This is a genomic window from Neobacillus sp. DY30, from assembly GCF_030123065.1.
In the GTDB taxonomy this organism is placed as follows: Bacteria; Bacillota; Bacilli; order Bacillales; family Cytobacillaceae; genus Neobacillus.
Window position 1 is genome coordinate 54,806 of record NZ_CP126093.1, and the last position, 26,876, is coordinate 81,681.

General features: G+C 39.1%; 28 protein-coding genes. 26 read left to right on the top strand and 2 right to left on the bottom strand.

Going from position 1 to position 26,876, the window contains the following annotated elements:
* The first annotated feature begins 42 nt into the window (after window positions 1-42).
* The 4 genes from QNH29_RS00255 (at window position 43) to QNH29_RS00270 (ending at window position 3,776) form a co-directional block, all read left to right on the top strand.
* Window positions 43-1,413 (top strand): MATE family efflux transporter, encoded by a 1,371-nt coding sequence (locus QNH29_RS00255; protein WP_283862955.1) that lies wholly within the window; start codon window positions 43-45, stop codon window positions 1,411-1,413.
* 66 nt (window positions 1,414-1,479) lie between these two features.
* Window positions 1,480-2,136, top strand: a complete 657-nt coding sequence (locus QNH29_RS00260; protein WP_283862956.1) for an SGNH/GDSL hydrolase family protein — start codon at window positions 1,480-1,482, stop codon at window positions 2,134-2,136.
* Window positions 2,137-2,176: 40 nt separating this feature from the next.
* A complete protein-coding gene (locus tag QNH29_RS00265; protein ID WP_283862957.1) occupies window positions 2,177-3,160 on the top strand; it encodes an aldo/keto reductase in 984 nt (327 codons plus the stop codon).
* Between the two features lie 13 nt (window positions 3,161-3,173).
* A complete protein-coding gene (locus tag QNH29_RS00270; protein WP_283865497.1) occupies window positions 3,174-3,776 on the top strand; it encodes a polysaccharide deacetylase family protein in 603 nt (200 codons plus the stop codon).
* A gap of 202 nt (window positions 3,777-3,978) precedes the next feature.
* On the opposite strand, the gene QNH29_RS00275 is transcribed toward QNH29_RS00270, so the two are convergent.
* Window positions 3,979-4,596, bottom strand: a complete 618-nt coding sequence (locus tag QNH29_RS00275) for a YesL family protein (RefSeq protein WP_283862958.1) — start codon at window positions 4,594-4,596, stop codon at window positions 3,979-3,981.
* Window positions 4,597-4,770: 174 nt separating this feature from the next.
* Between QNH29_RS00275 and QNH29_RS00280 the strand changes: the two genes are divergently transcribed.
* The 11 genes from QNH29_RS00280 to rsmI all read left to right on the top strand — a co-directional run bounded on the left by QNH29_RS00280 (window position 4,771) and on the right by rsmI (window position 15,144).
* On the top strand, window positions 4,771-6,540 hold the full coding sequence (locus tag QNH29_RS00280) for a sensor histidine kinase (protein ID WP_283862959.1): 1,770 nt from the start codon (window positions 4,771-4,773) through the stop codon (window positions 6,538-6,540).
* Window positions 6,509-7,294, top strand: coding sequence for a response regulator transcription factor (locus tag QNH29_RS00285; RefSeq protein WP_283865498.1), 786 nt, complete (start codon window positions 6,509-6,511; stop codon window positions 7,292-7,294). Before QNH29_RS00280 ends, QNH29_RS00285 begins: the two co-directional genes overlap by 32 nt.
* Window positions 7,295-7,431: 137 nt before the next feature.
* Window positions 7,432-8,724: an extracellular solute-binding protein gene (locus tag QNH29_RS00290; protein WP_481858804.1), complete on the top strand. Its 1,293-nt coding sequence runs from the start codon at window positions 7,432-7,434 to the stop codon at window positions 8,722-8,724.
* Between the two features lie 88 nt (window positions 8,725-8,812).
* Window positions 8,813-9,688, top strand: a complete 876-nt coding sequence (locus tag QNH29_RS00295; protein WP_283862960.1) for a carbohydrate ABC transporter permease — start codon at window positions 8,813-8,815, stop codon at window positions 9,686-9,688.
* A gap of 17 nt (window positions 9,689-9,705) precedes the next feature.
* Window positions 9,706-10,599 (top strand): carbohydrate ABC transporter permease, encoded by an 894-nt coding sequence (locus tag QNH29_RS00300; protein ID WP_283862961.1) that lies wholly within the window; start codon window positions 9,706-9,708, stop codon window positions 10,597-10,599.
* A 194-nt stretch (window positions 10,600-10,793) separates the two neighbouring features.
* Window positions 10,794-11,123 carry a cyclic di-AMP receptor DarA gene (locus tag QNH29_RS00305; RefSeq protein ID WP_179603582.1) on the top strand — a complete coding sequence of 110 codons (330 nt, stop codon included), beginning with the start codon at window positions 10,794-10,796 and terminating at the stop codon, window positions 11,121-11,123.
* 113 nt (window positions 11,124-11,236) lie between these two features.
* Window positions 11,237-12,244, top strand: coding sequence for a DNA polymerase III subunit delta' (gene holB / locus QNH29_RS00310; protein WP_283862962.1), 1,008 nt, complete (start codon window positions 11,237-11,239; stop codon window positions 12,242-12,244).
* Complete coding sequence (locus QNH29_RS00315) at window positions 12,237-13,064, top strand: PSP1 domain-containing protein (protein ID WP_283862963.1); 828 nt, start codon at window positions 12,237-12,239, stop codon at window positions 13,062-13,064. The genes holB and QNH29_RS00315 overlap by 8 nt, the downstream gene beginning before the upstream one ends.
* Before the next feature lie 12 nt (window positions 13,065-13,076).
* Complete coding sequence (gene yabA / locus QNH29_RS00320; RefSeq protein ID WP_283862964.1) at window positions 13,077-13,448, top strand: DNA replication initiation control protein YabA; 372 nt, start codon at window positions 13,077-13,079, stop codon at window positions 13,446-13,448.
* A gap of 58 nt (window positions 13,449-13,506) precedes the next feature.
* Complete coding sequence (locus QNH29_RS00325; protein ID WP_283862965.1) at window positions 13,507-14,247, top strand: tRNA1(Val) (adenine(37)-N6)-methyltransferase; 741 nt, start codon at window positions 13,507-13,509, stop codon at window positions 14,245-14,247.
* Window positions 14,248-14,265: 18 nt separating this feature from the next.
* A complete protein-coding gene (gene rsmI, locus QNH29_RS00330; RefSeq protein WP_283862966.1) occupies window positions 14,266-15,144 on the top strand; it encodes a 16S rRNA (cytidine(1402)-2'-O)-methyltransferase in 879 nt (292 codons plus the stop codon).
* A 51-nt stretch (window positions 15,145-15,195) separates the two neighbouring features.
* Here the strand turns inward: rsmI and QNH29_RS00335 are convergent, their stop codons facing one another.
* Window positions 15,196-15,480, bottom strand: a complete 285-nt coding sequence (locus QNH29_RS00335) for a transition state genes transcriptional regulator AbrB (protein WP_283862967.1) — start codon at window positions 15,478-15,480, stop codon at window positions 15,196-15,198.
* A gap of 483 nt (window positions 15,481-15,963) precedes the next feature.
* Here QNH29_RS00335 and metG point away from each other — a divergent pair, with 483 nt between their 5' ends.
* The 11 genes from metG to QNH29_RS00390 all read left to right on the top strand — a co-directional run bounded on the left by metG (window position 15,964) and on the right by QNH29_RS00390 (window position 26,762).
* The gene (gene metG, locus QNH29_RS00340) at window positions 15,964-17,928 is read left to right on the top strand and encodes a methionine--tRNA ligase (RefSeq protein WP_283862968.1); all 1,965 of its coding nucleotides are present in this window, start codon (window positions 15,964-15,966) and stop codon (window positions 17,926-17,928) included.
* Window positions 17,929-18,047: 119 nt separating this feature from the next.
* Entirely contained in the window at window positions 18,048-18,815 is a 768-nt protein-coding gene (locus QNH29_RS00345) for a TatD family hydrolase (RefSeq protein WP_283862969.1), read from the top strand.
* A 237-nt stretch (window positions 18,816-19,052) separates the two neighbouring features.
* A complete protein-coding gene (locus QNH29_RS00350) occupies window positions 19,053-20,231 on the top strand; it encodes a resuscitation-promoting factor (RefSeq protein WP_283862970.1) in 1,179 nt (392 codons plus the stop codon).
* Window positions 20,232-20,415: 184 nt separating this feature from the next.
* Complete coding sequence (rnmV, locus tag QNH29_RS00355; protein WP_283862971.1) at window positions 20,416-20,976, top strand: ribonuclease M5; 561 nt, start codon at window positions 20,416-20,418, stop codon at window positions 20,974-20,976.
* Entirely contained in the window at window positions 20,969-21,847 is an 879-nt protein-coding gene (rsmA, locus tag QNH29_RS00360) for a 16S rRNA (adenine(1518)-N(6)/adenine(1519)-N(6))-dimethyltransferase RsmA (protein ID WP_283862972.1), read from the top strand. The genes rnmV and rsmA overlap by 8 nt, the downstream gene beginning before the upstream one ends.
* A 925-nt stretch (window positions 21,848-22,772) precedes the next feature.
* The gene (gene yabG, locus QNH29_RS00365; protein ID WP_283862973.1) at window positions 22,773-23,657 is read left to right on the top strand and encodes a sporulation peptidase YabG; all 885 of its coding nucleotides are present in this window, start codon (window positions 22,773-22,775) and stop codon (window positions 23,655-23,657) included.
* A gap of 202 nt (window positions 23,658-23,859) precedes the next feature.
* Window positions 23,860-24,123, top strand: a complete 264-nt coding sequence (gene veg / locus QNH29_RS00370; RefSeq protein WP_132097037.1) for a biofilm formation stimulator Veg — start codon at window positions 23,860-23,862, stop codon at window positions 24,121-24,123.
* Between the two features lie 125 nt (window positions 24,124-24,248).
* Window positions 24,249-24,434: a small, acid-soluble spore protein, alpha/beta type gene (locus QNH29_RS00375; RefSeq protein WP_283862974.1), complete on the top strand. Its 186-nt coding sequence runs from the start codon at window positions 24,249-24,251 to the stop codon at window positions 24,432-24,434.
* 193 nt (window positions 24,435-24,627) lie between these two features.
* Window positions 24,628-25,497, top strand: a complete 870-nt coding sequence (gene ispE, locus QNH29_RS00380) for a 4-(cytidine 5'-diphospho)-2-C-methyl-D-erythritol kinase (protein ID WP_283862975.1) — start codon at window positions 24,628-24,630, stop codon at window positions 25,495-25,497.
* Between the two features lie 56 nt (window positions 25,498-25,553).
* Complete coding sequence (gene purR / locus QNH29_RS00385) at window positions 25,554-26,384, top strand: pur operon repressor (RefSeq protein ID WP_283862976.1); 831 nt, start codon at window positions 25,554-25,556, stop codon at window positions 26,382-26,384.
* A gap of 3 nt (window positions 26,385-26,387) precedes the next feature.
* Complete coding sequence (locus tag QNH29_RS00390; protein ID WP_283862977.1) at window positions 26,388-26,762, top strand: RidA family protein; 375 nt, start codon at window positions 26,388-26,390, stop codon at window positions 26,760-26,762.
* The last annotated feature ends 114 nt before the right edge of the window (window positions 26,763-26,876 follow it).

Genomic DNA, 26,876 nt, shown 5'->3' on the forward strand with positions numbered 1-26,876 from the left:
GGTTTATTTAAAAAAATAATAGGGTAAAAAAGAGGATTTATAATGGAAAAATCCGTAAATAAAAACACCCCGCCCATAAGTTTACTCACCATTACTTGGCCAATTTTTATAGAATTATTTCTCCAAGTTATAATGGGCAGCACTGATACGATTATGCTTTCGCATATTTCGGACGATGCTGTCGCAGCCGTGGGTGTGGCAAATCAGCTTATATTTTTATGCATCCTTATCTTTTCATTTGTTTCAAGTGGTACTGCTGTTGTGCTTTCTCAGTACTTGGGTGCAGGTTTAAAAGACGAAGTGAAAACAGTAACAGCCATCTCGATTACACTCAACCTTGTGATTGGCCTGGTAATCAGTTTATTAATGGTTATTTTTAGAACAGAACTATTAAGCTTATTCCACCTGCCAGGACATATCGCAGGACTAGGAGAACAGTATCTTGCAATTGTAGGAGGAACAGTATTTCTTCAAGCAGTTTTGATAACTGTTTCTTCTATACTAAGAGCGAATGGCTATACTAGGGACGCTATGATGGTTTCTATTACAATGAATGTTATTCACCTAATTGGAAATGCCATCTTAATCTATGGATTACTGGGAGCCCCAGAAATGGGGGTAATCGGAGTTTCAATTTCAACTGCGATTAGCAGGGCAATTGCCTTGGCTCTAATTTTAAAGTTATTGTATGATCGCATCCCGATAAATCTTAAATTAAAAGATTATATAACAATTGATGGTATTCAAATTAAGAGAATTATGAAGATTGGGGTACCAGCGGCTGGGGAACAAATTTGTTTCAATCTCAGCCAGCTTGCAATTACGGCCATCATTGCACTGTTGGGTGCTGCTTCGTTAACAACTCGGGTATACACACAAAATATTATGTCTTTTATACTTGTTTTCGGGCTTGCAATGGGACAGGGGACGCAAATTTTAATTGGCTACAAGGCAGGAGCCAGAGATTTTAATGCTGCTTATCATCAATTACTAAAAAGCCTGCGATATAGTTTAATTATGACAGTGGCAATTGCTTTAACAGTAGCGTTCTTTAGAGAACAGCTGTTGAGTTTTTTTACTAAAGATCAAGAAATTGTGTCTATGGGTAGTACATTATTATTGCTATGTCTCATTCTCGAGCCGGGAAGGACCTTTAATTTAGTTGTTATAAATTCTTTACGTGCAACAGGTGATGCAAATATATCTCTTATTATGGGGTTTATATCGATGTGGGGAATAAGTGTCCCATTAGCCTATTTTTTAGGGATACACCTTGGGTTTGGACTGCCGGGAATCTGGATTGCCTTTATTGTAGACGAATGGTTTAGAGGAATTACAATGTACTTTAGATGGAGAAGCCGGGTTTGGGAGAAGAAAGTCTTGGTTCAGAATCAAGTCACGACCACTGTCTAATTATTTTTTATACATCTAGAGGGCTGGCTTTTGCTAGCTCTCTTAAGCTGCAGGGAGGGAAAAGAAATGAAATTAGACCAAGGCCATAAACTTTTATTTATTGGTGACTCAGTAACCGATTGTGAACGAACAAAACCAGAGGGTGAAGGTTTATTCGCTGCTCTAGGTAAAGGATATGTCTCATATATTGATGGACTGCTTCAAGCCGTTTATCCGGAATTAGGAATTCGGATAGTAAATAAGGGTATCAGCGGCAACACCGTTCGTGACTTAAAAAATAGGTGGCAGGAGGATGTACTCGATCAAAATCCAGATTGGTTATCTATTATGATTGGAATTAATGATGTGTGGCGTCAATATGATACTCCATTCATTAGAGAGTGGCATGTATACATAGATGAATACGAAAATACGCTTAGAGAACTGGTGGCAGAGTCAAAGCCGTCTGTAAAGGAAATCGTTTTAATGACTCCATTTTATTTGGAAAGCAATGAACAGGATCAAATGCGCCAGACAATGGATCAGTACGGAAAGGTTGTCAAAAAAATAGCAGAAGAAACAAATTGCTTATTTGTTGATACCCAGGCAGCATTTAATCATATATTAAAAGATTTATATCCAGCATCCATAGCCTGGGATCGTGTTCACCCTTCTACTGCGGGACATATGGTACTAGCCCGCGCCTTTTTGAAAGCAATTGACTTTAATTGGAACCGCTCGTAGAAAAGTATCTAAATCAAATACCGGTAAAGGAGTTATGAATATGAATTATCGTGAGCTAGGTAATACAGGAATTATGATCAGTGAGGTCAGCTTTGGAACATGGGCAATAGGCGGTTCGTGGGGCAGTACGAATGATACAGAAGCTCTGAAATCCTTACAATATGCAATGGACCAGGGTGTTAACTTTTTTGATACTGCTGATGTTTATGGGGACGGTCATAGCGAAGAGTTATTAGCAAAGGCGACAAAGGGGAAAGAAGACCAAATTTATATCGCAACCAAGTTCTGCCGCCAGGGCGACATTTTCGACCCTCAAACTTACAGCTACGAAACCGTCAGCCGTTATGCTGAAGACAGCCTGCGCCGTTTAAATAGAGAAGCAATTGATTTATACCAAATTCATTGCCCTGCAACAGAGATTTTGAAAGATGGAAGTGTCTTCGAAGTGCTGGATCGTCTGAAGAAAGAAGGAAAAATTCGCCACTACGGTGTCAGTGTAGAAACCGTTGAAGAGGGGCTTATTTGTCTAGAACATCAAAATGTTAAGAGCCTGCAGGTTATATTCAATATGTTCCGTCAGAAGCCATTAGAAAAATTAATCCCTGAGGCTTATCAAAAAGGGGTAGGTCTGCTTGTTCGTTTACCGCTTGCCAGCGGGCTGTTAACTGGTAAATTTACCACTAATCATGTTTTTGAAGCCGATGACCACCGCCGTTTTAATGAAAATGGAGAGGCTTTTAATGTTGGGGAAACCTTTGCTGGCCTTGGATTCCGTAAAGGTGTCGAATTAGCAGACGAATTAAAATGGATTGCAGACGGCCGTAAATCAATGGCTAGTGCAGCATTGCGCTGGATATTAGATCAAAAAGAAATTACGTGTATCATTCCTGGATTTAAAAATGTTAAACAAGTAGAAGACAATCTCTCAGCCCTAGATACAAAGCCATTCTCAATAGAAGAACAAAAAGAAATTCAACGTTTCTATCAGGAAAAAGTAAAGGACTTTGTAAGAGGTCCATATTAAGGGGGCGTACATGATGATTAACGAAATTCCTACATCGCAAAGGGCAATTGCGATTACTTTTGATGATGGACCTAATCCTGTCTACACTCCACAGGTATTAGAAATTTTTTCGGAAGCAAAGGGGAAAGCGACTTTCTTTATGATCGGTGAACAAATGAGAAATCATCCAGAGATTGTAAAGCAGGTTGCTGCTGAGGGGCACGAAATTGGAAACCACACCTTTACTCACCCGAAACTTTCTCAGTTGAGTAAGGCAGAATGTTTAACTGAAATTGAACAAACAGAGAAATTAATAGAGGAACTGGCTGGGCAAAAACCAGTTATTTTCCGTCCCCCCTATCTTGATTATAATCAGGAGACGGTAACCTTACTTCAGAACAAGGAATACCCAATGATTGGTGCACTTAATCTAGAGGCGCAAGACTGGGAGCAGCCTGGGGTAGAGCATATTTTTGAAAAATCAAGAGAGGCTGTGAAAAACGGCAGTATTCTTATTTTTCATGATGGTTATGGCGACCGTTCACAAACCATAGAAGCTGTTCGAATGCTTGTTTCCGAATTAACCTTACAAGGCTATAAATTAGTAACGGTCAGCGAACTTTTAGCTCGAGCATAAAAAAGAGGAAGCACAACTATAGTGTTTGTGCTTCCTTTTTTAATCTAGCTCCCGCGGCTAGCCAGTTTTCATCTTCGAGTGGGCTTCTAGAATATCTTGCGAGAAGCGTTAGCTTTGAGCAGCTCGGGGTCAAATAATCTTCGGCAATAAAAGTCAAAAGGCAGACTTTTTTTGCCGAAGATTATTTGCCTGTCGGGGCTGGTCAAGTCGCTTCCGCTTTTTGTCGTTTTTTTTCTATTTTTTGAAATGCTAGATAACAAGATGACATGATAATTCCTGCAGATAAGCTTCCACCGAAGAAGATTGACAGCGCTGGTAAGAACTTCATGACAAAGAATAAAGCCACAAACCCAATTAGCATCATGATACTTGAAACTGGATTCACCATCATAATAAAGAATGAGTTTTTAAACAATTGAAAGAACGTAACGTTATAGTGGACGTAAACAGGAAAGATATACAAAAGTGTCATGATGATTGCAAAAATAATAAGGTATAAAGGAATTTGAATGATTGTATCGAGCTTTATATAGTTCAAATCAATAAAAATAATATAAGCGAGCAGGGCTATGACGATTCCTACTCCATTGCTTCTGAGAAACTCCTTCTTATAGGTATTCCAAAAAGTTTTAAATACAGGAATGTCACTATCACCCATGATCCATTTACGAATAATCGTAAACATCGCCACGGTTGCAGGGCTAATACCAAAGAACATCAGACCAAGAAGCGAGAAGCCAATCCATAATATATTTACATAGGCAAATCTAGTGATCCACTCGGTAAGAGTATAAAGACCATTCATTGATAGCTTATTCATAATCATTCCCCTTATTATGGTACTTACTTTTTTTTACACTATTATAGACGACTGTGTGCATATTGAACATGGTTAAATTTTATAATTGACAGTTTTTTTAGGTATCTTAAAATAATAATACTTAATTCAACAAAAAGCGTTATAGTAGAAAAATCATCTTGGAAGGGCGATTGTATGTTCTCAAGATTACACAAATGGAACACCTTACGAAATCAAATACTGGTCGTGTTCTTAGTAGTCATGCTGATTGTTTTATCTATAGTCAGTTTAATCACTTTTAATAAAGTGTCAACACTATTGAAAACGAATGCAGAAAAACAAATTAATCAAACCGCAGTTGAGGCGAATGGAAGATTAGAATCCTTATATAAACAGATTAGCACCTCATCTAAAATAGTCATGACAAATGACGCAATTCAAAGGACCTTAACAAAAGCCAAGCAAGGAGAGACGATTAGTTTTGCTGAACGGCAGCAATTAGAGGGAATTGTCACCACGATGCAGGCAACTACGAATGGGATTTTTTCTTTTGAGCTCTACACCGATAATATGAATCGCTTAGTCCCTATAGACAACACGAACCTAGTTACTAGACTTGATGGGAAGTGGATCAAGCAGGCAGATAAAGCAAATGGAAGACTAGTTTGGATCGGTGATGATCCGAGTAATTCAGATAACATCCTTGCTCTAAGACGTGTTAATTTAATCAATCGCGGCTTTGAGGATGGCGGATATTTGCTTATTAGTATTTACAGGGGCTATCTTCAGTTTGCCAATCAAGACGTAACCACTATTAAAAATCAATATTCGATTTTATTAGATCAGGATGTAAAGCCGCTAATATCAAACTTCAATGGATCACTTGCTCCGATTATAAAAAGCGATGCTCCCACAATTACATTGGATAATGAGGAGTATATGGTGACCAAACAAACGTCAAATGAAACCGATTGGACATTGGTAATCTTAACCCCTGTTAATGCACTTACAGAAGGAATCACTGTATTACGATCAGGAATTATCATTGCCGGTATCATCGGATTTATTATCTTTTTAGTCAGTACACTCGTCCTATCGACTTTTATTACAAGACCGATTGTCAAATTGACAAAAACGATGCAGCAGGCCAGTGCAGGCTCCTTAACGTTGAATCCTAGTGTTACTGCTGTTAATGAAATTAATGAGTTAAATAGTACTTATAACCAACTGGTAAAAGAAACAAACCATCTGATAAAAATGGTGTACCAAAAGGAAATAACCCGAAGCCGGAGCGAATTGAAAGCATTACAAGCACAAATTAATCCGCATTTTCTCTTTAATACATTGGACGCGCTTAAATGGTCGCTCGAAGATAAAGATGAGGATGAGTTGGCAGAGCTTGTAGTCGCGATGTCCAACTTATTTCGTTATACCATCACCAAGCAAACCGATAGCGATTGGGTTCCAATCCTTGCCGAAATTAAACACATCGAAGACTATATGGAAATTATGAAAATGCGCTTCGGCAATCACTTGGAGTGGAATCTGGACATGCCATGTGAATTAGGGCACGTCAGAATCCCTAAACTGATGATTCAACCGTTAGTCGAGAATGCGGTCCTGCATGGGGCAGGAAATACGATGAAACCATGTACGATTTCCGTATCAATTCATCCAACAGAGGACCAGGGACATTTGCAAATTATTGTAGAAGATAATGGCCCGGGAATCAGCGAAGAAAGGCTAGAAGCGATCCAAAAGGCGATGCAATCAGGCGGAGTCATCTCGAAAACTGGCAGTGGAATAGCGATTTCGAATGTACACAAACGCCTGGAATTATACTACCAAAAATGTGGTCTGACCATTGAGAGTGAAGAAAATAACGGGACAAAGGTTTCGTTTGTCATACCTGTAAAAGGAGAGGAAACCCATGTTGAATACAAAGACCATTTTGATCGTGGATGATGAACCAAGAACCCGTCAAGGGCTGAAAAAGAACTTGGATACCTGGGGAAATGGAAACTACCAAATTATGACCGCAGCTAATGGAGAAGAAGCCATCCAGCTGATGAAAGAGCACAAAGTCCATATCCTCATCACCGACATCCGGATGCCAGAAATAACAGGATTAGAATTATTAAAAATCGCAAAAGAACTTAATATTTTTCCTGTAATCATCGTGATTTCGGCATACTCTGAGTTTGAGTATGCCCAGGAAGCCCTTCGACTAGGGGTAATAAACTATCTCCTAAAACCAATCAGCAAAAAAGCGTTAATTGAGGCTGTAGAAGAGGCGCTTAAGGAGGTTGAGAAAAAACAACGGGCGGGCTTAATAGAAAAAGTAGTCGATACCAAACTCGTGGAAGCCAATACCCAAAATCCATCGAATCGTGAGCCAATCAGAGAAGCAATTGACTATATCAACTACAATCTTAAAAATGAGTTAACTCAGAAGGAAGTTGCGGACCATGTTCATTTAAATCCAAGCTATCTAAGCTCGCTTTTTAAAGAACATGTGAAATTAACATTCAGTGAGTATGTAACCCGCCGGAGAATCCAGCGGGCAAAAGAATTGTTGATGACAACGAATCTTCCAATTAATGATATTGCTGAAGAATCCGGCTATAAAACGGCGAAATACTTCATTAAAATCTTCAGGGAATTAGAAGGTACAACACCAAGTGCTTACCGAAAAAACAATAATGAAAAGGCTTTCTAAAAATAGTGGCATTTTTCCTAATCGTTGTGACCTATTTTTCAGAACTCTCTGAATGTAAGATATATTTGTAAGCGAAATCATAGAAAAGGTCATAGGGGGAATCACAATTGTTTAATAAGAAAACGGTTGCAATCTTCATGTCAGTCATTATGCTGCTCTCTCTAGCACTTGCAGGATGTTCTTCTTCAAGTTCTTCAGAAGAAAGCAGTGCAGATGGTAAAAAGGTTATTAAATTTATGCATTTATGGCCGGAAGGCAGCTCAAATGCTCAATTCACAATCGTAAAAGATGTGATTGCAGAGTATGAAAAAGAGCACAAGGATATTAAAATCGAAACTGAAATCCTAAACCCAGATCAATACCGTGAAAAGCTTAAGGTATTAGCTTCTTCTAATGAACTGCCAGATATCGGTATGACTTGGTCAGATGGTTTCATCAAGCCTTACGTTGAAGGTGACATGTTAGCTCCACTAGACGATGTCGTTGCAAATGATGCAGAACTTAAGGATGCATTCATCCCTGGTGTAAAAGAATCCTATGCAGTAGATGGCAAGACATATGGTCTTCCACTTGAGTTAAACATTTCGTACGTGTTCTATAACAAAGAAATTTTTGAAAAATATGGTCTGGAAGTTCCAAAGACTTTCTCAGAGTATAAAAAGGTAGTAAAAACGTTAGCTGACGATGGAGTTGTTCCTGCAACTGTAGGTGCGAAAGACGGCTGGCCAGCATCATTCTGGTTCATGTACCTTGCTGACCGTATCGGCGGATCTACAATCTTAACAGACGTTATCAAAGGTAAAGCAAAAATGGACGACCCCGCGATTGTAAAAGCAGCTGAAGAAATTCAAAACCTAGTGGACATGGGCGGTTTCGTTAAAGGTGCAAGTGCATTATCGAACGACGATGCAAAAGGTTACTTCATGAACGAACAAGCAGCTATGTTCTTAACAGCTACTTGGGAATTACCAAACTACACAACAAGCCCTGATGTAACACAAGAATTCAAAGATAAGATTGGCTACTTCAAATTCCCGACTTATGAAGGCGGAAAAGGTACAGAAATTAACAGCTATGTTGGCGGACCTGGAGTTGGTTTATTCGTAGCAAAAGATTCTAAAGTTCAAGAAGAAGCAAAAGATTTCGTTGGATACCTTGTGAAGAGATGGGGAGAAAAATCAGTGGTTGACGCTGGCGTAATCCCTGCAACAAAAGTAGACACTGCTAGCTTAAATCTTGCTCCAATGTACATTGAAATCTTAAAAGATCTTGGTGAAGCATCAAACGTTACTACGTACTTTGATACTCAATCCAGCCCAGCAGTATCTGAATTACATCATGATTTAGTAACGGCTCTATTCGGTAAACAAGTAACTCCGAAAGATTTCGTAAAACAACATGCAGATGAACTTGCATCAGAGAAAAAGTAAAACGGCCTAATTAAAATTAGTGAAGAGGGCATACAGGATATGCCCTCTCCCTTTTATCCGCTTTTCAAAAAAGAAGGGAGTATATGAAATGAAAAGTGTAATGTCTAACAAATGGGTTATCAGCCTCTACGTACTTCCATCGTTACTACTTATTCTTCTATTAATTTATATTCCAATTGTCCTGACAGGTTATTACGGGTTAATGGACTGGAACGGCATCGGCAAGATGAAGTTCATCGGTTTAGAGAATTACATTGAATTAGCAAAGGACACAAAATTTTGGCAAAGTGCATGGCATTCCCTATTACTCGGTCTTTTTTCCGCATTGAGCATGGTTGGTTATTTAATTTTATCCTTAATTTTAGCAAGTAAGATCAAAGGAGCTAACTTTTTAAGAAAAATCTACTTAATTCCGATGTTATTATCTTCTGTAGCGATCGGACAGCTTTGGGCGAAGATTTTTGACCCATCGAACGGTATGCTTAACAGATTGCTAGTGTTGGTTGGCGTTGACAATCCTCCGCTTTGGTTAGCGGATTCGAATATCGTATTATATGCCCTGTTCATTCCAATCGTCTGGCAATATGCAGGCTTCTACATCATCATTTTCTATGCAGCATTAAAAAATGTTCCAGAAGAACTGATCGAAGCGGCGAAAATTGACGGCGCAACTCCTATTCAGATTTCGTATAAAATTAAGGTTCCCCTCATTGCAGGTGTCATCAAAGTCATGGTCATCCTGGCAATTGTCGGTTCATTAAAATACTTTGACTTAATTTTCGTCTTAACAGGCGGAGGACCTAACGGTGCATCTGAGGTTATGGCCTCTTACATGTATAAAGAAGCGTTCAGCAAATATAACTTTGGTTACGGAAGTGCAATTGGATTCGGCTTATTGGTCATCTGTATTGTGGCAACTTGGGTAATCCAAAAATTACTTAATACAAAAGATGTTGACTATTAAAAAGGGGAGTGGAACGGATGAGTAAGGTTGCTGTTGAAACACAAAATACGACCCTATCAGCTTCTTATAAAACCAGTAACACACTAGGAAATAAGATTGGATACGGAATTTTATACTTCGTCCTTGCAGTAATTGCGATTGTTCAGGTTTATCCGTTGGTATGGTTATTCCTGTTTTCCTTGAAGACGAATCAAGAGGTTTTCGGGATGTCCCCGTTTGCGCTGCCACAAGATCCTCAGTGGGGCAACTATGCGAAGGCGTGGACAACAGGTCACATTGATGTTTACTTCTTTAACAGTGTATTTTACACGGTTGCTGCGGTTGTAATAACCGTGATTCTTGCAAGCTTTGTTACATTTGCTATTACAAGAATGGAATGGAAATTAAGTGGATTAGTACTAGGTTTATTCATGGCCGGATATATGATTCCACTTCATTCAACCTTAATTCCATTGTTCAATTTCTTTAAATCTGCTAATATGATTGACAATCCATTGTCGGTTATCTTATCGTATGTAGCGTTTAACTTGCCAATTACGATCATGATTTTATCAGGATTTTACAGAACGATCCCTAGGGAGATTGAAGAAGCGGCGGTCGTCGATGGATGTTCCATTCACCGTATTTTCTTCCAGATCACACTGCCAATGACAGTACCAGTGCTTTCAACTACTGTCATCATCAATATGATCTACAACTGGAACGAATTTGTATTTGTTAACACGTTCCTAAGCTCCGACAAATGGAAAACCATTACGGTAGGGGTAAACAATTTCGTAGGACAGTATTTGACTGATTGGGGAGCAATTGGTGCTACTCTGATGATTAGTATTATACCGGTATTGATTGCTTACTTTATTTTAAGTGATCGTATTGTTGAAGGTATTGCAGCAGGTTCTGTAAAAGGTTAATGATAAAGAAAAGGCTGACTTGAAATGGGTCAGCTTTTTTTGTATATAAAACACAAAGACAACTGCTGAGCAGCCTAAAATAAGATTTCAGACAACTTTCAAAGACAACCGATGTCGAATATCAATGTAACAGGGACAAATACCTGTTATAATATAGGAAAGATAAATGAATGTTGACGAAGGGGTTGGTTTAGATGAAACTTATCATCGCTGTTGTGCAGGACCAAGATAGCAATCGGTTATCAAAAGCACTGGTTGATAATAATTTTAGAGCGACAAAGCTGGCGACTACAGGCGGCTTTTTAAAATCCGGCAACACCACCTTTATGATTGGAACAGAAGATATTCGTGTAGACCGTGCCTTGCAAATCATAAAAGATAACTGTAGAGCCCGGGACCAATTAGTGGCGCCCGTTTCCCCTATGGGAGGAAATGCAGACTCTTTTGTACCTTATCCAGTTGAAGTTGAGGTTGGCGGAGCCACAGTCTTTGTACTTCCAATTGAACAATTTATGCATTTTTAATTTAATGGCTGTGTTAAAGGATACTGTTGATTTAAAAACCTGTTGATTGGAGCGCAAATCAACAGCCTTGTTTAACACAGCCAATTCATAATAAATCTAAGTGGGTGATGAACTTGGTGAAAACATGGGACCAACTAGAAGAACTGCAGCCTGCCGTGCTAAAAATGTTAAAGAACAGTTTGTTGAAGACTCGAGTCGCCCACGCCTATTTACTTGAAGGAATCAGAGGGACTGGAAAAAAAGAAATTGCCTTATTAATTACAAAAGCATTATTTTGTGATTCTTTAATAGAAGGCTTTAAACCATGTGAGGCCTGTCATAACTGCCGCCGTATTAATAGCGGTAATCACCCGGACGTCCATAAGGTTGAGCCTGATGGGTTATCAATTAAAAAACAACAAATTCAAGATCTCCAAGAGGAGTTTTCAAAAAAAGGTGTGGAATCGTCAAGAAAGGTTTATATGATTATTGACGCCGATAAGATGAGCGTAAGTGCAGCAAATAGTTTATTAAAGTTCTTAGAAGAACCAAACTCGCAGACAACAGCTTTTCTATTATCAGAGCAGCCGCAGCAACTGCTGCCAACGATCCTCTCACGGTGCCAAATTTTATCATTTAAACCATTATCTCCTCTAGCCATGATTAATCAACTGACTCAAAATGGCGTAAATCCAATGAAAGCACCCTTATTAGCACAGCTAACGAATAACCTTGAGGAGGCATATGAATTAAATGTCGATGATTGGTTTGCACAAGCCCAAAAAATAGTGTTAAAATTATATGAGGTGTTGAGGAAAAATCCTTTAGAAGCAATGGTTACTCTTCAAGGAGATTGGTTCTCACACTTTAAAGAGAAAGAACAGATTAATCGTGGTTTAGATCTTTTACTTCTTATTTTTAAGGATTTATTATATATACAATTAGATAAACAGGAGCAAATTGTCTTTAAAGCTGAAAGTGAACGGTTAAGACAATATGCTCTTGAAACATCCGGACGGCGGTTATCGGATCAAATGTCGGCTATTCTCGAGGCAAAAAGGAAGCTTGCGGCGAATATGAACCCGCAGCTAATGATGGAAGAGCTTGTGTTGAATTTGCAGGAGGGATCTTCATTTGTATGATGTTGTAGGAGTACGCTTTAAAAAAGCGGGTAAAATCTATTATTTTGATCCTGGAGACCTCTCAATTCAAAAGGATGACTTTGTAATCGTTGAAACAGTGCGCGGCGTAGAATACGGCAGGGCAGTTGTTCCACGTAAACAGGTTGAAGAGCACGATGTCGTTTTACCTTTAAAAAAGGTAGTGAGAATTGCAGATCACAAGGATCGAATGATCGTTGAGGAGAATAAACAAGCTGCCCAGGAAGCTTATGATGTTTGTAATGAAAAAGTAATCGGACATCAGCTAGATATGAAACTAGTGGATGTTGAATATACATTTGACCGAAATAAAGTGATCTTCTACTTTACTGCTGACGGAAGAGTAGATTTTCGTGAGTTAGTAAAAGATTTAGCGTCTATTTTTCGGACAAGAATTGAATTACGCCAAATCGGAGTCCGGGATGAAGCAAAAATGCTTGGGGGAATTGGTCCGTGCGGAAGAATGCTATGTTGTTCCACATTTTTAGGTGATTTTGATCCCGTGTCCATTAAGATGGCAAAGGACCAAAATCTTTCACTTAATCCTACTAAGATATCCGGTTTATGCGGCAGACTTATGTGCTGTTTAAAATATGAAAATGATGAATATGAAGCTGCTAAGGAACAACTGCCTGATTTAGGCGAAATAATCCAAACTCCTCAAGGTCGAGGAAAAGTGGTAGGATTAAATATATTAGAACGGGTACTTCAGGTCGAATTAAAGGAACAGGAACGAGTTCTGGAGTATACATTAGACGAAATCATTAAAGAGGGCGCCTTGTCAATACAGTCCACAGATTAAGAGGTGTGCGACGTGGATAAAAAAGAGATATTTGAATCAGTAAGTAATATGGAAACACAAATTGGCCATCTTTACCAACAGCTTGGGGAATTAAAGCAGCATTTAGCCGAGATACTAGAAGAGAATCATTATTTAAAGCTAGAAAATGAACATCTAAGACGCCGTTTAGATGTAACCACGGACAAAGAAAAGAAAGATGAGAAAGTAAAAAAAGGGACAACTTCTCGAGAGTCTGCCGGAGACCGGACACTAGATATCGGAGAGGGCTATGATAACCTTGCTCGTCTATATCAAGAAGGATTTCATATTTGTAATCTCCATTTTGGAAGCCTGCGTAAGGAAGGCGATTGTTTATTTTGTCTCTCCTTCCTTAATAAGAAATAATTTAAAGAGGTTGACTCAGGTCAGCCTTATTTTTTTACATATTTAGAGGTGTATAGGTATGGTTCTGTTAAAGGGTGATGAACGGCTTGATTACTTGCTGGCTGAAAATCTAAGGATAATCCAAAGTCCGTCAGTTTTTGCTTTTTCACTAGATGCGGTTTTACTCGCACGGTTTGTGTATGTCCCAATACAAAAGGGGAATTTAATTGACTTATGTAGTGGGAATGGTGTAATCCCCTTATTTTTAAGTGCCCGTACAAAGGGGAATATTATAGGTGTGGAAATACAGGAACGTCTTTATGACATGGCAGTAAGAAGTATTGAGTATAACAATCTTCAGGAGCGCCTTCAGATGATTCATGGTGATATAAAGGAAATGCCAAAACAATTAGGTTATGGAAAATATGATGTAGTCACCTGCAATCCTCCTTATTTTACAACAGCTTCAAAAGATGAAATAAATCCCAATGAACACCTGGCGATTGCCCGCCATGAGATACTATGTACTCTTGAAGATGCGGTAAAGGCATCAAGCCAGTTGGTGAAACAGGGCGGAAAGGTGGCATTTGTCCATCGTCCAGGAAGATTAATGGATATTATTACGGTTATGCGGCAGTACCGCCTTGAACCGAAGCGCATCCAATTTGTCTATCCAAAGCAGGGGAAAGAGGCAAATACATTATTAATTGAAGCGATTAAAGACGGCAGTCCAGATTTAAAAATTCTTCCACCTTTATTTGTCTATAATGAACAGGGTGATTACACAGCTGAGATTAGTAAGATTTTATATGGAGAATAAGGACAGGGAGTTGTTAGCATGTGGCAGCAAAAAAGCTTTGAAAATGAGGAACAAAAGGGTATCCTTTATCTTGTCCCAACACCAATTGGCAACCTTGAGGATATGAGTTTTCGTGCAGTAAGAATATTAAAGGAAGCAGATTTGATTGCAGCGGAGGATACAAGAAATACGAAGAAGTTATGCAATTATTTTGAAATTCAAACACCAGTTGTCAGCTATCATGAGCATAATAAAGAATCCAGTGGTGAAAAGCTTATTCATAAAATTAAGGAGGGCATGAAAATTGCCTTGGTGAGTGACGCTGGAATGCCAGCTATTTCAGACCCGGGTTATGAGCTTGTAGAGGCAGCAATAAGCGAAAGGGTCCCTGTAGTGCCATTACCGGGAGCTAATGCAGCCCTCCCGGCATTAGTTGCCTCAGGACTTACCTGCCAGCCTTTCTATTTCTATGGATTTTTAAATAGAAGTAAGAAGGAAAAGAAATTAGAGTTAGAGAGTTTGAAAAAGCAAACCGGAACACTTATTTTCTATGAGTCACCTCACCGGCTTAAAGAAACCTTAACCGTCATGAATGAAATTCTCGGAAATCGAAAAGCTGCGATTTGCAGGGAATTAACGAAGAAATTTGAGGAATTCATAAGGGGAAGTTTAGCTGAAGTACTGGAATGGGCTCAAAGGAATGAAATTCGCGGAGAATTTTGCTTGATTATTGAAGGTGCTGATGAAAGCAAGGTAAACGAAGAAGAAAGTACCTGGTGGGAAACCTTGTCGATTGAAGAACATGTAAATCATTACATAAGTTTAAAAAATCTCCCATCAAAAGAGGCAATAAAACAAACAGCAAAAGATCGAGCTATAAATAAACGAGATGTATATCAGTCCTACCATATCGACTAATCATCATAAAAAAGGCTTCTCCCGCTAGCAGCAGGAGAAGCTTCATTTATATTATTTAGCTAATTCAAACTGGCTTTTGATTTCATTAACTAATTGTTCTGCACCTTCGCGGCTAAGGATTAACTTTCCGCCAGCAAGTGCTAAGTTATCATCAGAAACTTCACCAGTTACTTGGCAAGTCATATTAGGCTTATATTTCTTTAAGATAATGCGCTCATCATCAACATAAATTTCTAGTGCATCTTTTTCGGCAATACCAAGTGTTCTTCTTAATTCGATAGGAATTACTACACGACCTAATTCATCAACTTTACGGACAATACCTGTAGATTTCATTTTATTAGCTCCTCTCGTATTTAACCTATTAATTTATTTCTCTATCAATTCGTCATTATTCGACAATATTTTTATAAATTTATAATACCAGCCATTCCCATTTCCGTCAATTATTTTATGGTAAAGAAATGGTGGAAAATATTATCAATTCACAAAAATGTTGATATACCAATAAAAAACTGAATGACTATTCAGATAAAGTGAGATTTTAATATTTTTGTTTTGTAGAAATTACATTTTTTTTTATTATTTTCAATTCGACAAAAAACTACAATAACCAACTATTTACTTCATATAATTTCGACAGAGGGCTCAGTTTTTTGGGGGGGGCGATGGAAAAATAATAAAATAAATCTACTGTTTATAAATGGGCTTTATTGCACATTTATGGTTTTTTGGGTATATTTTGATGATATAAGAGGATGAAATAAGGTAATAATGTTTTAATAGAAATGCCGATTGTCTACTATAGGAGGGTATCAAATGCAAGAAAAGTTAAAAACCTTTTATCTCACCACTCCGATTTATTATCCGAGCGGAAATTTACATATTGGTCATGCCTACACCACTGTAGCTGGAGATGCCATGGCACGTTATAAACGGATGCGTGGCTTTGATGTTATGTATTTAACAGGAACAGATGAGCATGGGCAGAAGATACAGCGCAAAGCAGAGGAAAAGGGGATCTCCCCACAGCAATATGTTGATGAAATTGTTGATGGAATTAAAGACTTATGGAAGAAACTTGATATCTCTTATAACGATTTTATTCGAACAACAGAAGAGAGACATAAACAAGTGGTTGAAAAGATTTTTGCTAGACTGCTTGAACAAGGGGATATTTATCTAGACAAGTATGAGGGCTGGTATTGTACACCTTGTGAATCTTTTTACACTGACCGCCAGCTAGTTGAAGGAAATTGCCCTGATTGCGGCAGAGGAGTAGAGATTGTTAAAGAAGAATCCTACTTTTTTAAAATGAGTAAATATGTTGATCAATTGCTGCAATACTATGAAGAAAATCCTGAGTTTATCCAGCCAGAGTCGCGGAAAAACGAAATGATTAATAATTTTATCAAACCTGGATTAGAGGATTTAGCTGTTTCTAGAACGACATTTGATTGGGGCGTAAAGGTACCGGGAGATCCAAAGCATGTCATTTATGTTTGGATTGATGCGTTATCTAATTACATCACAGCTCTTGGATATGGAACAGATAATGAAAGCAAGTATTTAAATTACTGGCCTGCAGATGTTCATCTTGTTGGGAAGGAAATTGTCCGATTCCATACGATTTATTGGCCAATCATGTTAATGGCTCTAGATCTTCCCCTTCCTAAAAAGGTTTTTGCTCACGGCTGGCTTTTAATGAAAGACGGAAAAATGTCTAAATCAAAAGGAAATGTAGTGGATCCTGTTACATTAATTGATCGTTATGGTCTTGACGCTCTTCGCTATTATTTATTAAGAGAAGTCCCATTTGGGGCGGATGGTGTATTTACACCCGAGGGATTTGTTGAAAGAATTAATTTTGATCTAGCCAATGACCTAGGCAATCTGCTAAACCGTACAGTGGCGATGATTGATAAATACTTTGATGGTGTCATTCCTGTTTATGCTGGTTCTACGGGTGAATTTGATGAGACTTTGCTTCAAGTTAACCGTGAAACAGTTGCTAAATATGAAGAAGCTATGGAGAAAATGGAATTCTCGGTTGCCCTAACATCCATATGGCAGTTGGTGAGTCGTACGAATAAATATATTGATGAAACACAGCCATGGACATTGGCGAAATCGGAAGAGAATAAGAATGAGCTGGCTAGTGTTATGGCGCATTTAGCTGAATCATTAAGAAGAACAGCAGTTCTGCTTCAGCCATTCTTAACCGTGACGCCGAATGGTATTTTTGAACAACTGGGAATTAATAATGAGGACCTCAAAACATGGGATAGCTTAGCTAATTTTGGAATTATTCCAAGCGGGACGAAGGTTTCAAAGGGAAATCCTTTATTCCCACGCCTAGAAATTGCAGAGGAAGTAGAATTTATTCGTGCAAAAATGGGAGGCGCAGCTCCAGTCGTTGAAGAGAAGAAAGTAGACCACGTGGAAAAGCCAGAGGAAATAGATGAAATTGCGATAGATGATTTTATGAAAATTGATTTGAGAGTAGCAGAGGTAGTTCAAGCTGAACCGATAAAAAAGGCAGATAAACTGTTAAAGCTGCAGTTGGACTTAGGTTATGAAAAACGGCAAGTGGTTTCCGGAATTGCTCAATATTATAAACCGGAGGATTTAGTTGGAAGAAAAGTAATTTGTATTACAAACCTAAAGCCAGTGAAACTACGTGGTGAATTATCACAAGGTATGATACTAGCTGGATCAAAAGATGGGGCCTTATCGCTAGCTACTGTTGACCAAACATTACCTAACGGTTCAAAGGTAAAGTAGGTACATGTAGAAATTTTGAATGGAAATGTTCCACGTGAAACAAATTTCGTGGCATTTCCATTTTTTCTTTATTGGTTCGACATGTGAAAGCAATAATATTCTACAAAGGAGTTTGATTTATGTTATTTGATACACATGTACATTTAAACGCGGAACAATATGAGGAAGATCTAGAAGAAGTTATTCAAAGAGCACAGGAAGCGGGAGTATCACATATGGTTTGTGTGGGCTTTGACAGACCAACAATAAACAAAGCAATGGAGCTTGCTGAAAAACACGATTTTATTTATGCCTGCATAGGCTGGCATCCGGTAGATGCCATTGACATGACAGAGGAGGACTTGATTTGGATTGAAGAACTTGCTTCCCATCCAAAGGTAGTCGCAATTGGAGAAATGGGCCTTGATTACCATTGGGACAAGTCTCCGAAGGATATCCAAAAAGAGGTGTTTCGAAAGCAAATCCAGCTGGCTAAAAAGGTAAAACTTCCAATTGTAATCCATAATCGGGAAGCAACAGCTGATATCGTAGAAATATTACGGGAAGAGGGTGCAGCTGAGGTTGGGGGAATTATGCATTGCTTTAGCGGCAGTCCTGAAGTCGCCGTAGAATGTCTAAAAATGAATTTTTATATTTCACTTGGAGGACCTGTTACGTTTAAAAATGCCAAAAAACCCAAAGAAGTGGCAGCGCTCGTTCCAATAGAAAAACTCTTGATTGAAACCGACTGTCCGTATCTAGCTCCCCATCCTTATCGTGGAAAAAGGAATGAACCTGGTTATGTAAAGTTAGTTGCAGAGCAAATTGCTGAAATTAAAGGAATACCATTTGAGGCTGTTGCGGAAATAACCACTGCTAATGCCAAGAAAATATTCGACATAAACTGATAGACAAGCTTGTCGAAGTAAAAAGAAGCTTGTCCGAATTTTTTACTATAACTTAAAGTTCTACACGTCTCCTTTACCTCATAGGATAACCGTGTCGAGAAGTTTTCCTTTGCAAATTTCCCAACTATATGCATAATAGGAAATACGTTCACAACAAATGCAAGGGTTGACAGCCGACAGCATGTTTTACAATAATCTCTCCGAGAGAAGGAGGCGTTTTTCATCGTATTCAAACACATGAAAAACCTGTTTTCCAAGTCTTTGAGTAAGAAAAGGTTGGCGATCACTTTTGCTAGTTTTGTAGTTTTAGCAGCACTTCTTGGTTTTTCATACTATGAAGGATCTAAGTATACCGTTGCCTTGACTCTTAACGGACAGCAAAAAGTAATAAAAACGCATGCCAATACAGTTAAGGATGTATTTGCTCAACTGGGGATACCTCTCAACTCAAAAGACTACTTGTCACCTTCAGCTGATGCTAAGGTGAAGGACAATCAAAACATTGTCTGGAAGCAAGCAAAGCAGGTTCAAATTGTCCTAGACAACGAGAAAAAAACGATATGGACAACAGCAGGTACAGTCGCTGAGCTGCTAAAAGAGCAACAAATTGTATTGAACGAACAGGATGAATTATCACCAAAACCGCAGGACACGATTAAAAGCAAGATGGATATTCGCATCAAACTAGCTCTTCATCTTACACTAGTTGACGGCGGGAAAGAGCAACAGGTATGGTCCACTTCGGCTACGGTCGCTGACTTTTTAACACAACAGGGGATTAAACTTAATGAATATGACCGAGTTGAACCGTCATTATCAGAGACATTGCAAAAGGATGGCGTTATTAACGTCATTCGCGTAGAAAAAGTCACCGATGTAGTGGAAGAACCAATTCAATTTGCCGTTATCACCAAGAAGGATGAGGGCTTAGAAAAAGGAAAACAAGTAACTGTTACAGAAGGTAAACAGGGCATTGTATCCAAAGAATATGAGGTCATCTTGGAAAATGGTAAAGAAGTTTCAAGAAAATTAATTGGTGAGCGGAAGCTTAGAGAGAAACTTGATAAAGTTGTGGCTGTCGGATCGAAGGAATTAGCTATTCAAGTTTCCCGTGGAGCAGAAACAGGAACTGAGTTTTATGTTAATACTACTGCCTATACTGCCTATTGTAACGGCTGTTCAGGAAGAACAGCTACGGGATTTGATCTGCGTGCAAACCCAGGTGCAAAGGTGATTGCCGTTGACCCGCGAGTTATTCCCTTAGGAACAAAGGTTTACGTGGAAGGCTACGGCTATGCTGTAGCAGCTGATACCGGCGGCGCCATAAAGGGCCACAAGATTGATGTTTTTTTCCCAACAAAGGCCGAGGCTTTCCGCTGGGGAGTCAGGAAGGTAAAAATTAAGATATTACAATAAGCTTAACGCTGCAGAGGTTTAATTAGCCTCTGCATTTTGCTTTTTCTCCAATATTCTTTATACTTACAACGAATACATTAAACTCTTTACTAAATAATATGAATGCATTTGTTAATATAGACGATGGACATTACAAAAATGTTTCATTTATTTTAGTTTTTTATCATTCATATCGGAGGAACTAATGAAGATTAAGGAAATCATTGTGGTAGAAGGAAAAGATGATACTACCACAATTAAACGAGCAGTTGACGCAGATACAATTGAAACCAATGGATCTGCAATTAATGAAGAAACAATTGAAAAAATAAAAAGAGCACAAGAAACTAGAGGAGTAATCATTTTTACAGATCCCGATTTTCCAGGAGAAAAAATTAGAAAAACGATTGCCGAAAAAGTACCGGGTGCAAAACATGCTTTCTTACCGAAAGAAGTCGCTATTGCGAAAAATGGAAAAGGTCTTGGCGTGGAACATGCATCTCTGGAGGAAATAAGGAATGCGTTAAGAGACGCACAAACGATGTCAGAAACTATCCATGAGGAAATCACACAAGAAGATTTAATCATGGCGGGACTTGTTGGAGGGCCAGGTTCAAAAGACCGTAGAATTTTGTTGGGAAAACTTTTGAAAATTGGTTATACCAATGGAAAACAATTATATAAAAGGTTAATGATGTTCCAAATCAGCAAGCAGGAATTTGCAGAAGCTCTTGCAGTTGTGATACAGGAGGAAAAAAATGAATAAAGACATTGCTACCCCGATTCGTACACGTGCAATACTTGAAAAATACGGATTTTCTTTTAAGAAAAGTCTGGGTCAAAATTTTTTAATAGATACAAATATCTTACATAGAATTGTTGATTTTGCTGAATTAGGAGACGATTCAGGGGCGATTGAAATTGGCCCTGGAATTGGAGCTCTGACAGAACAGCTTGCACGCAGGAGTAAAAAAGTAGTTGCATTTGAAATTGATCAGAGACTTTTACCAATTTTAGCAGACACTCTTTCACCTTATGAAAATGTAAAAGTAATTCATAAAGATATCCTGGAGGCGGACGTTAAAGAGGTCATAGAAACAGAGCTTACCAATATCAATGACCTAATGGTAGTGGCGAATCTTCCTTATTACGTGACAACCCCAATAATTATGAAACTGTTAGAAGAACAAATCCCAATTCGAGGCATCGTGTGTATGCTTCAAAAAGAGGTCGCAGATCGCATTTCAGCCAAGCCAGGGACAAAAGAATACGGATCGCTTTCCATCGCTGTACAGTACTATACAAGGGCAGAGACAGTTATGATTGTCCCTAAGACAGTTTTCGTTCCACAGCCGAATGTTGACTCTGCAGTTATTCGCTTAACGAGAAGGGAAGAACCAGCAGTAAAAGTAAAAGACGAAAAGTTCTTTTTTCAAGTAACACGAGCAAGCTTTGCTCAAAGGAGAAAAACTCTTTTAAATAACTTAACGAGTCAGCTGCCGGATGGAAAACAAAAGAAAGAAGAAATCATAAGTGCATTAAATGCAGCTGATATTGAGCCGACAAGGAGAGGGGAGACCTTGTCTGTTGAGGAATTTGGCCGGTTAAGTGACGAATTGCTTCACTATTTTCAGTAGACCTTTTTAGGTCTATTTTTTTTTCGTTTTTTGCAGATTGTAGATTAGTTTTTAATCGAGGATCTTGAGGGCGTACGAGCCGAGAGGAGGATTAGTCCCCAATGGAGGTTCTTGAGGACAAATCGCACGAGCGGAGAGGAGGATTATCTTCAATGGAGGGTCTTGAGGACAAATCGCACGAGCGGAGAGGAGGATTAGTCCCCAATGGAGGTTCTTGAGGACAAATCGCACGAGCGGAGAGGAGGATTATCTTCAATGGAGGGTCTTGAGGACAAATCGCACGAGCGGAGAGGAGGAGTAGTCCCCAATGGAGGGTCTTGGGGACAAATCCGTACGAGCCGCCAGGAGGAGTAGTCCCCAATGGAGGGTCTTGAGGACAAAACGTACGAGCCGCTAGGAGGATTAGTCTTCAATGGAGGGTCTTGAGGACAAAACGTACGAGCCGCCAGGAGGATTAGTCTTCAATGGAGGGTCTTGAGGACAAAACGTACGAGCTACCAGGAGGATTAGACCTCAATGGAGGGTCTTGAGGACAAATCGCACGAGCGGAGAGGAGGAGTAGTCCCCAATGAAGGGTCTTGAGGACAAAACGTACGAGCTGCCAGGAGGATTAGACCTCAATGGAGGGTCTTGAGGACAAATCCGTAGAGCCACAAGGAGGATTAGACCTCAATAGAGGTTCTTGAGGACAAATCCGTACGAAGCGCCAGGAGGATTAGTCTTCAATAGAGGGTCTTGAGGACAAATTCGTACGAGCTGCCAGGAGGATTAGACCTCAATAGAGGGCCTTGAGAGCCGAAAATAAGTAGAGCATTTTTCTTTAACTAAAGGCAGTCCATTCACAAAACGCTGTGTAGTTGCATAGCCTATCAAAGAGAAACTTTATTTGGAAGGCCTATAAGCTGGTCTAATTGGAGTGACAGCAGTGAATATAAAGATGATGGATATTGTCGGCAGACGGTCCTATAACTGTGATATTCTATTCCGAGTTATTGATATTCAAACACTAAATGGCCAGAAATTTGCAATCCTATATGGTGAGGATATACGCTTGATGGCAGATGCACCTTATGATGATTTAGTAGTCATTAACTCAAATGTAAGATCAAAAATAGTACAGGAATACAAAAACCTTGAAGAGCAATCCTTCCGTTTATTTGCACAGGACATTGATTTACTGAAGCAAAGGCAGGATTACGAAGCGACAGGCGGCTATGTTAAGCCGGCCAATTATTTTCAGATGCCGGGAAAGGTTCTGCACTTGGATGGAGATAACGATTACTTACAAAAGTGCATGACTCTATACGAGAAAATTGGTATTCCTGTCTATGGCATTCATTGTAACGAAAAAGAAATGCCAAATAAAATAGGCGGTTTAATTGATCAATATCGACCTGATATTTTAGTCATTACTGGTCATGATGCTTACTCAAAGTCTAAGGGGAAAATAACAGATATTAATGCATACCGCCACTCTAAGCACTTCGTCCAAACTGTCAAGGAGGCAAGAAGGAAAATACCACATTTAGACCAACTCGTCATTTTCGCAGGTGCTTGCCAATCACACTTTGAATCCTTGATACATGCAGGAGCAAATTTTGCTAGTTCCCCTTCTCGAATCAATATACACGCTCTAGACCCCGTTTATATCGTAGCAAAAATCAGCTTCACGCCGTTTATGGAAAGTATCAATGTTTGGGATGTACTGAGAAACACACTTACAGGAGAAAAGGGACTAGGAGGCATTGAAACCAAAGGAGTCTTACGTACAGGAATGCCGTATAATCCTGTCCAGGAAGAAGAGTTATAAGCCTTTAAAAAAATTAAAGGTTTATTTTTTTTATATACACATAATCCGCCTTTGTTAGGGAAACTATAATGATTGTTGAAAATTGGGAGAAAAAGTAGAAGAAAAGATATTGACAATCTTTTTGTCGGACTGATATAATTTTATGTTTTTATTTGACAGGACTATGTCAGTGTGATATACTTTACACAGTGAGGTGGACCGAATGCCAAAAACCTTAGCCGATATTAAAAAGGCTCTTGATTCAAATTTAGGGAAAAGATTGTTGCTCAAGGCAAACGGAGGACGTAGAAAGACAATCGAACGATCAGGCGTATTAGCTGAAACGTACCCTTCGGTTTTTGTAATCGAGTTAGATCAAGAAGAGAATTCATTTGAACGAGTTTCATACAGCTATGCAGATGTACTTACTGAAACGGTTCAAATAACCTTCTATGAAGATGCAGCAGGAAACATAGCTTTAAGTTAGAATATAGGGCAATTCTTCAGGGCAGAAAATCATTCGATTTTCTGCCTTTTGCTTTGCATAAAATAAAAACGAATTCTAAATAACATACTAATAGTGCCGTGAGTGATATAAAAGGGGTTGTTTAGATGGCAAGAAGAAGAGGAATTATGTCCAGCCAATTTAAAGAAGAACTAGCAAAAGAACTGGGCTTTTACGATGTCGTTCAAAAAGAAGGTTGGGGCGGCATCAGGGCTAAGGACGCAGGGAACATGGTAAAACGAGCCGTTGAATTAGCTTCCGAACAGTTGATGAAAAACAACAGGAATTCTTAAAAATCAAGGCGGCTGTTGCCACAATTATTAGTCAGGCATTTGCTTCTCAATATTTAAACAAAACAGGCACCACGGTAAGACCAGGGAGATAAAAACCCTGGTCTTTAAATATTATTCATAGACTTTTTTTCCTATCAGAAGTTTTGTGGTAAAATAGGAAAAAATATGAACGATAGAAGTGTAGGTGTGAGTAGTGAAGCTTTTAGTAAAAGCACCAGCCAAAATTAATCTTTCTTTGGATGTTTTATATAAGCGCCCTGATGGTTTTCATGAAGTTGAGATGATCATGACAACGATTGATTTGGCGGACCGTGTTGAACTAACATTATTGGAACAGGATAAAATACATATTCTCTCCCATAACCGCTATGTTCCTGATGATCAAAGGAACTTAGCCTTTCAAGCAGCACAATTGTTAAAAGACCGATATCAAGTTAAAAAAGGGGTCCAAATAACAATTGAAAAAACAATTCCGGTTGCGGCCGGCCTGGCCGGCGGCAGCAGTGACGCAGCTGCAACTCTTCGAGGCCTTAATAAACTATGGAACCTTGGTTTAACGTTGGACGAGTTAGCTAGTCTTGGTTCGGAAATAGGATCGGATGTATCATTTTGTGTGTATGGCGGCACAGCTTTGGCGAGAGGCAGAGGAGAGATGATTACTAACCTGCCAGCTCCGCCAACATGTTGGGTGATCTTAGCAAAACCATTTATTGGTGTCTCGACAGCAGAGGTTTATCGCCGTTTAGATTTAAATGGAATGAAGCACCCTAATATTGGCGAGATGGTCAAAGCGATTCAGAATAATGACTATCAAAATGTATGTGAAAATGTTGGAAATGTCCTAGAGGATGTTACACTAAAACTTCATCCAGAGGTAGCGCAAATCAAGGAGCAAATGAAGCGTTTTGGTGCTGACGCCGTGCTGATGAGCGGAAGCGGGCCCACAGTCTTTGGGATTGTCCAGCACGATTCGAGAATGCACCGGATTTATAATGGACTTAGAGGATTTTGTGATCAAGTATTTGCTGTAAGAATGCTTGGTGAACGACATACCCTTGATTAAAAACGTACGTTAATGATATCCTATAAGTAGAATATTCGTCTTCTTGGAGGATTGCTATGAAGTTTCGCCGCAGTGAACGATTGATAGATATGACAAGCTATTTACTTGACCATCCGCGCCAGCTGGTACCGCTTACCTTCTTTGCTGAACGTTATTCTTCTGCAAAATCTTCTATCAGTGAAGACTTAGCAATAGTTAAAGAAACCTTCGAACAAAGAGGAATCGGAACGCTGCAAACTGTCCCTGGTGCAGCGGGTGGAGTTAAATTTTTTGTAAGTGTAAGTGACGAAGAGGCAAGACCATTTGTAAATAAGTTATGTTCGTTAATTGCCCACCCTGACCGGCTGTTACCTGGGGGGTACTTGTATTTAACTGACATTTTAGGTGACCCATCTGTTGTACAAAAAGCGGGCAGGATAATCGCATCCGCTTATTTAGATACGAAAATCGATGTGGTCATGACTGTAGCTACAAAAGGGATTCCCCTTGCATATGCAGTAGCGAGTCAGTTGAATACACCGGTTGTAATTGTTAGACGAGATAGTAAAGTAACGGAAGGCCCAACTGTCAGCATTAACTATGTTTCTGGGTCAGCAAAAAGAATTCAAACTATGGTTCTTTCAAAAAGAAGTTTGGCTCAGGGCTCGCGGGTCTTGATTGTCGACGACTTTATGAAAGCAGGCGGTACGGTAATGGGAATGATCAGCTTACTGGAAGAATTTAATGCCTCCGTCGCTGGGATTGCCGTTTTGGTAGAAGCTGAAAAAATTGAAGAACGACTTGTAGATGAATACAAATCACTTGTTAAACTGACAGATGTTGATGTAAAAGAAAAGAGAATACAGGTTACAGAAGGAAATTACTTTAAACGAAGAACGGAGGAATAAGCAATGAAAGTTGTTCAAACTAACCAAGCGCCGGCTGCGATTGGCCCATATTCACAAGGAATCATCGTAAATAATTTATTTTATAGCTCCGGTCAAATTCCTTTGACAGCAGAGGGAGTCATGATCGAGGGCGGTGTAAAAGAACAAACCCATCAAGTCTTTAAAAATTTGGCTGCCGTGCTTACAGCCGCAGGGGCTTCTTTTGAAACAGTCGTAAAGGCAACTGTTTTCATTAAAAGTATGGATGACTTTGCTGCGATTAATGAAGTATATGGTGAATATTTTTCAAAGAATAAACCGGCACGTTCTTGTGTAGAAGTAGCAAGATTACCGAAAGATGCTTTGGTTGAGATCGAAGTCATTGCGCTCGTGAAATAATCGAGCGTTTTTTTTATTTTATTCTATAGCCACTATAGTAACGTAAAATATCAGACTTTTTGCAATGTTCACCATTTTGTCTAAAATATTTTTAAAATATTTAATAGATTAAGA